Raw genomic sequence first — 6,219 nt, 5'->3', positions numbered from 1 at the left:
TGACATACTTGGTTGGCCAGGATGATGTGCTGCTTGTTCTGGTAAAAAAGGTATATGTATAAAACCGCCTCTTGCTTCCCTTCCCCTACTCTTAATAATATGTAGCAAGGAATAAAAAATATGATTACAAACAAATGTTCCTGCAGTATGAGAAATTGAAGCTGGCACCCCATTTTCTCGGAGCTTTTTTACCATGGATTTAATGGGTAGAGTTGACCAATACGCTGCTGGACCATCCTTAAAAATTGGAGTATCTATGGGTTGTTGACCTTTGTTGTCTGGAATTCTTGCATCATCAACGTTTATGGCCACTCTTTCAATAGAGATATCAGGTCTTCCTCCTGCTTGCCCGACACAAATTACCACATGAGGATCGAGTTCATCCAAATACATTTTTATAGTTTGAACAGATTCATGAAAAACCGTTGGCAGTTTACGAGCTACTATTAAGTGTTGATTAATTTGTTTTCCATTAAGCTTCATAACCGCTTCAAGTGAGGGATTCGTGGTTTCTCCACCAAAAGGATCAAAGCCTGTGAGTAATATATGGGCCATTGTGTTGCCTCCTAGTACTTTTGATTTATCTAAAATTAGAATGGTTTTTATGCAAATATCAAAGTTAATTCGACCCTAACATTAATTTGGTAATCATACAACAATTTGTTGTTGTAATTTTCAAATAACTGTTATACAGTATAAAAAACAATTTAATCAATTTAATTCTTATCCAGAGAGGTAGAGGGAATGGCCCTATGACACCTCAGCAACCTTCAGCCTTATACGCTGAAAAGGTGCTAATTCCATCAAGTTCGATATGGACTTGGAAGATAAGGAGAACGGCTCTACATGTAAAAGTCCTTCTTCTTATGGAGGGCTTTTTTTATTTTCATTTTTCATTAAGGGGGAGTTCCATGTTCGAACTTGAAACAAAACTTGTTCAAATCGGTAATAAAAGTGATACCTTAACTGGCTCAGTAAATCCGCCTGTCTATTTTTCGACAGCGTACAGACACGAAGGGATTGGGGAATCTACGGGCTTTGATTACATTAGGACCGGAAATCCAACTCGTGGTTTATTAGAAAAAGCAATTGCTGAATTAGAAGGTGGAGAAAAAGGATTTGCCTGTAGTTCTGGTATGGCGGCAATAGCGACCCTTTTGACATTATTCCAATCTGGCGATGAATGGATCGTGTCAAGGGACTTATATGGTGGAACCTACCGATTACTGGAGGAAGGCTATCGCAAATGGGGATTAACCTGTCGATATGTGAATACATCAAACCCTAATAATATTGAAACTGCAATTACACCATCAACGAAGGCCATCTTTCTTGAAACTCCCTCTAATCCGCTTATGGAAATCACGGATATTCAAGAAATATCAAAGGTTGCCAAAAAGCATGGACTTCTCCTTATTGTAGACAATACGTTTTATACTCCATTACTTCAAAGACCAATTGAACTTGGAGCGGATATCGTAATCCATAGTGCTACCAAATATCTTGGTGGACATAATGATGTATTGGCCGGCCTAATTGTTGCAAAAGGAGACCTACTTTGTGAACAACTGTCTTACCATCATAATGCTTCTGGAGCAGTCCTTAGCCCATTTGACTCCTGGCTTTTAATTAGAGGGATGAAAACACTATCTCTGCGGATGCAAAAACATGAAGAAAACGCAAAAAAGGTAGTCTCCTTCTTGAACAATCACGCAGCAGTTACTGATGTGCTATATCCTGGTCGCGGAGGCATGATCTCTTTTCGATTGAAAAATGAAGCATGGATTCCTAAATTCTTGAAAACTATAAGACTTATTACTTTTGCTGAAAGCCTGGGTGGTGTTGAAAGCTTTATTACTTACCCTGCCACTCAAACACATGCAGATATCCCAGAGGATGTTCGGATACAGCGTGGAATATGTAATCGTCTCCTTCGATTTTCAGTCGGGATTGAAAATGAAACGGATATAATTAACGATTTAGAGTCAGCACTAAAATCTGTCCTATAGGAGGTATTATAATGAATGAAAGTTCCTGTTTTACAGAGCAAACAAAACTATTGCATCATTCCAACAAGATAGACCCTACAACGGGAGCAGTAAATGTTCCGCTTCAACTATCCTCCACTTTTCATCAAAATAATTTAGAGAACTTTGGTGAATACGATTATAGTCGTTCAGGGAATCCGACTCGGAAAGTGCTGGAGGACCAAATAGCTCTTCTTGAAAATGGCTTTAGGGGCTTTGCTTTTTCATCTGGTATGGCTGCCATTTCAAGTACCTTTTTGCTTTTTTCCCAGTGGGATCATATCATCATATCCGAAGATGTATATGGGGGCACATATAGGGTGGTTACAGAAGTGTTAAATAGACTTGGAATCTATCACTCCTTTGTTGACATGACTAATATCGAAGAAGTGAAAAAAGCGATACGGCCAAATACAAAAGCTTTTTACATCGAGACACCCTCCAATCCTTTATTAAAAATCATAGACATTCAGACAATAAGTCAAGTAGCAAAAGAAATAAACGCTCTGACGATAGTCGATAACACCTTTCTTACTCCTTTGTTACAGAAGCCTCTAGATCTCGGAGCGGATATAGTTCTGCATAGCGCAACTAAATTTCTTTCAGGACATAGTGACCTATTAGCAGGATTAGCGGTAGTAAAAGACCAGGTACTTGCCGAAAGACTCTATTTTTTACAAAATTCTTTTGGTGCCGTTTTAGGAGTTCAAGATTGCTGGCTTCTTTTAAGAGGATTAAAGACTTTATATGTAAGATTGCAACAATCCACAGCATCAGCAGGAACCCTGGCATCTTACTTAAATAATCATCCATTCATTACGAAAGTTTATTATCCTGGCCTCCCTTCACACCAAGGTTATTCACTACAAAAATCTCAAGCTAATGGTTCAGGTGCTGTACTTTCCTTTGAGCTATATAACGAGGAACTAATAAAAACCTTTATTGAGCATTTAAAAATTCCTGTTTTTGCAGTTAGTTTAGGGGCAGTTGAATCTATACTTTCTTATCCTGTCAAAATGTCGCACGCTTCAATGGATGAGCAAACTCGAAGAAAACGTGGTATTTCAAATAAACTGTTGAGGTTATCTGTTGGAATTGAAAATGTTGAGGATTTAATTAATGACTTTGAATATGCCATTAACAAATGTATGGTTTATTCTTAAGTTTTGTAGAACACCGTTCAAGCCACTGAACGGTGTTCCTAAATTTTACTTAGATATTATTAAGTAATCGAGTGCTTGTTTGGCATTTTCTCTCGCTTGTTCTATAGAATTCGAAGTGGACAATGTTACAGCCATCCTACGTCCTATTTTAGTAACAGGCTTACCAAAGATTCGAACTTGGGTATTTGGTACATTTAAAGCTTTTTCCACTCCATGAACGTTATAATCATATAATTCTTCAACTGCTTTAAGTGGACGACTTGCACCTGGTGTCAATAAATGGATTTCTGGAATGGGATACCCTAGTATTGCACGTACATGCAAGGCAAATTCAGATAAGTTTTGTGTTACCAAAGTGACCAATCCGGTATCATGTGGGCGTGGAGAAACTTCGCTGAAATAAACCTTATCCTTTGATAGGAAAAGTTCGACACCAAATAAGCCATAACCACCCAGCTCATCCGTGATCATCTTTGCAATTCTTTCAGCTTCCTGGATTTGTTGGTCAGTCATATGATGAGGCTGCCACGATTCGATATAGTCTCCATCCTTTTGAATATGTCCGATTGGAGCACAGTACATCGTTCCATTAACAGCACGAACTGTAAGAAGAGTGATTTCTGAGTCAAACTGAATAAATTCCTCTATAATGACTCGACCATTTTGTACTCTGCCACCTTCCATAGCTATAGTCCAAGAGTTTTCTATCTCTTCTTCTGTTAGACAAACACTCTGTCCTTTTCCAGATGAACTCATCAGCGGTTTAACTACACAAGGGAAGCCTATTTCCAGTACTGATTTCTTAAATTCATCATATGTATTTGCAAATAAATATTTTGCTGTTGGAAGACCTAATTCTTCAGATGCTAAACGTCGAATCCCCTCACGATCCATAGTTAACTTCGCGGCACGGGCATTAGGGATAACGCGATAGCCTTCTTCTTCTAACTTCAGAAGCTCTGCGGTTGCTATTGCCTCAATTTCAGGCACAATTACATCAGGTTTTTCTTTTTCAATCACCTCTCTGACCTGCTTCGGATCAAGCATGTCAATCACGTAGCTACGCCCAGCAACTTGCATGGCTGGTGCATGCTCATAGCGATCAACTGCAACCGTTTCAACACCTAAGCGAGCAGCTTCTATTAATACCTCTTTTCCTAATTCACCTGAACCAAGTAATAATAGTTTCTTAGAATGGAACATAAAGTCCTCCCTACACCTTTTCCTTCATTATACACGAATATTAATTGTTTTATAAATAAATTTAGTTCGTGAATAATTAAAAGTATGTTGTTAATACATTGTTTCATTTGCGATAACTTAAACAAATACGAACGATGCAAAGTTCTGTTAATATGTTTTCTACCAATGCATTCCCCTTCATTCTAAAGAACGCCTTTTATTGATACGTATCCTTGGTGGCTTTACATATATTAAACGAACGAGTGTATTAAAAAGTTTTGAAAAATCATTTTACAGAGGTTTTCCCAATACTAAATAAGTGTTAATACCTAATTTTCCAACATATGAATTACTATGCATATAGCTAAGAAGGGGTTGATGAAGACTGATTGTAATTAGTGGTAAAGAAACCGATGTAAGTCAGATCGCCCTTGAGAAATTCCCTCCTGAAGCCTATGATATCCTGCATTTGATGACAACATATAACAAGAGATATGAATTTCAATATTTGTGGGAACTAGAATGGGACTTGGCCCTAAGACTTCATACCGTGCTGGAAGCTATTAATTTATATAAAAGTGACGCTAAATTTGCAACCTTTAGTACATCAAAATGCAATGAAAAATATTGGAGGTTAACTGATAAAGGAGCATTTGAATTAAAAAAAGGTGTTACACCACAAGAAGGAATCGAAGATATTTTTATTAACAGTGATAAATATGCTTTTGAGTGTGCAACTGCAATCGTAATCGTTCTGTATAAAGCAATCTTAGATACCATCGATACGAAAACCTTCAATCGTAAATTTTCCGACCTCGTATTATACGATTGGCAGTATGATTCAGATTTAGTTTTAAAAGATAGTGTTGGGAGGGACTATTTGCCTGGGGATATTTTATATTTTAAAAATCCTGATTTTAATCCCGAAACTCCAGAGTGGAAAGGTGAAAATTCAATCTTATTAGAGGAAGGTCTGTTCTATGGGCATGGGATAGGAATAAAAACGAAAGAGGGTATGATTAAGGTTTTAAATAGGAAAAGAAAAAAAGATGCAAAAATATCCGCCTATCTTACAGATAATATTATACGAATTGATGCATTTAGTATTAGTCAATTAAGAAACGTTAATCTTTATCCAGTTATGAAGCGAAAATATCATCTTTTTTCAAATATCATTATTTCCAAAGTCGGTTCCAAAATATATCTTTTATGAGGAAGCAAAAAGAGCATAGAGAAAATGCTCTTTTTTACGTGATAAGCTTACATACTTCTTTAGTCCCCAACAATGAAAATACAATGAAACATGCAGACGAAAAATTCTGGTTCTTGTATAGGGGATTCTTTTTCTATTTCTAAATGGGTCTGGAACCACTCCGTTGATTTCATTTTCCATCTTGCTACTTCGTTACCTTTATGATAAAGTCTTGCCCAATCCATGAGGTCCTTCTTTAAAATAAAGGGTCCCTCATTACCAGTTATTGTAAATTCAGGGGCAACTTTTTGCCAAGATTGATATCTAACATGATATTCTTCATAAGTCTTACAATTAATCACTATATACTTTGGCTTCCCAAACCAAGGAGAAATTTTCTTACACTGATAAACTATATCTATATCTTTCGAATAAACATCAAACTGAGCAGACCAATCAATATCAAATAAGTAATTCCCTATCCTCGTTATTAGGTTTTTATAAGTTCTTTTGAATTTGCATACGACATTACCTTGTTCATCATAAACATCTATCATTTTTATAGAAGGCTTAAGCATTGGAGGTGAGTAAGTATATTTCTGCATAAGATCTCCTTTTCGTTATTCTATTATAATTAGCCAAATAAAATTATACT

General features: G+C 36.6%; 6 protein-coding genes and 1 riboswitch. Of the genes, 3 read left to right on the top strand and 3 right to left on the bottom strand.

All coding sequences use genetic code 11. The annotated features are described in order from the left end of the window. Positions 1–555 (bottom strand): pyroglutamyl-peptidase I (pcp, locus tag DBX25_RS02455; RefSeq protein WP_240620123.1); only part of this gene is annotated, 555 nt, incomplete at its 3' end. Positions 556–720: 165 nt separating this feature from the next. Next, positions 721–834: riboswitch (SAM riboswitch) on the top strand. A gap of 77 nt (positions 835–911) precedes the next feature. Between pcp and DBX25_RS02450 the strand changes: the two genes are divergently transcribed. Together DBX25_RS02450 and metC are read left to right on the top strand one after the other, a co-directional pair. Further along, positions 912–2,009, top strand: coding sequence for a methionine biosynthesis PLP-dependent protein (locus tag DBX25_RS02450; RefSeq protein ID WP_108669187.1), 1,098 nt, complete (start codon positions 912–914; stop codon positions 2,007–2,009). 11 nt (positions 2,010–2,020) lie between these two features. Further along, positions 2,021–3,190 (top strand): cystathionine beta-lyase, encoded by a 1,170-nt coding sequence (gene metC / locus DBX25_RS02445; protein ID WP_108669186.1) that lies wholly within the window; start codon positions 2,021–2,023, stop codon positions 3,188–3,190. Between the two features lie 45 nt (positions 3,191–3,235). Here the strand turns inward: metC and purT are convergent, their stop codons facing one another. Next, positions 3,236–4,393, bottom strand: coding sequence for a phosphoribosylglycinamide formyltransferase 2 (purT, locus tag DBX25_RS02440; RefSeq protein ID WP_108669185.1), 1,158 nt, complete (start codon positions 4,391–4,393; stop codon positions 3,236–3,238). A 364-nt stretch (positions 4,394–4,757) separates the two neighbouring features. Here purT and DBX25_RS02435 point away from each other — a divergent pair, with 364 nt between their 5' ends. Continuing rightward, positions 4,758–5,585, top strand: a complete 828-nt coding sequence (locus DBX25_RS02435) for a protein-glutamine gamma-glutamyltransferase (protein WP_338066668.1) — start codon at positions 4,758–4,760, stop codon at positions 5,583–5,585. Between the two features lie 59 nt (positions 5,586–5,644). Here DBX25_RS02435 and DBX25_RS02430 read toward each other — a convergent pair whose 3' ends face one another. Beyond that, positions 5,645–6,169 carry a tubby C-terminal domain-like protein gene (locus DBX25_RS02430; RefSeq protein WP_108669183.1) on the bottom strand — a complete coding sequence of 175 codons (525 nt, stop codon included), beginning with the start codon at positions 6,167–6,169 and terminating at the stop codon, positions 5,645–5,647. Between the last annotated feature and the right edge of the window lie 50 nt (positions 6,170–6,219).

Source organism: Peribacillus acanthi, assembly GCF_003073175.1.
Lineage (GTDB): Bacteria > Bacillota > Bacilli > Bacillales > DSM-1321 > Bacillus_BN > Bacillus_BN acanthi.
This window is presented reverse-complemented; position numbering and strand designations above follow the sequence as displayed.

Coding starts and splice junctions, on each gene's coding strand:
- DBX25_RS02450 (WP_108669187.1), top strand. CDS start 912: ATGTTCGAACTTGAAACAAAACTTGTTCAAATCGGTAATAAAAGTGAT.
- metC (WP_108669186.1), top strand. CDS start 2,021: ATGAATGAAAGTTCCTGTTTTACAGAGCAAACAAAACTATTGCATCAT.
- purT (WP_108669185.1), bottom strand. CDS start 4,393: ATGTTCCATTCTAAGAAACTATTATTACTTGGTTCAGGTGAATTAGGA.
- DBX25_RS02430 (WP_108669183.1), bottom strand. CDS start 6,169: ATGCAGAAATATACTTACTCACCTCCAATGCTTAAGCCTTCTATAAAA.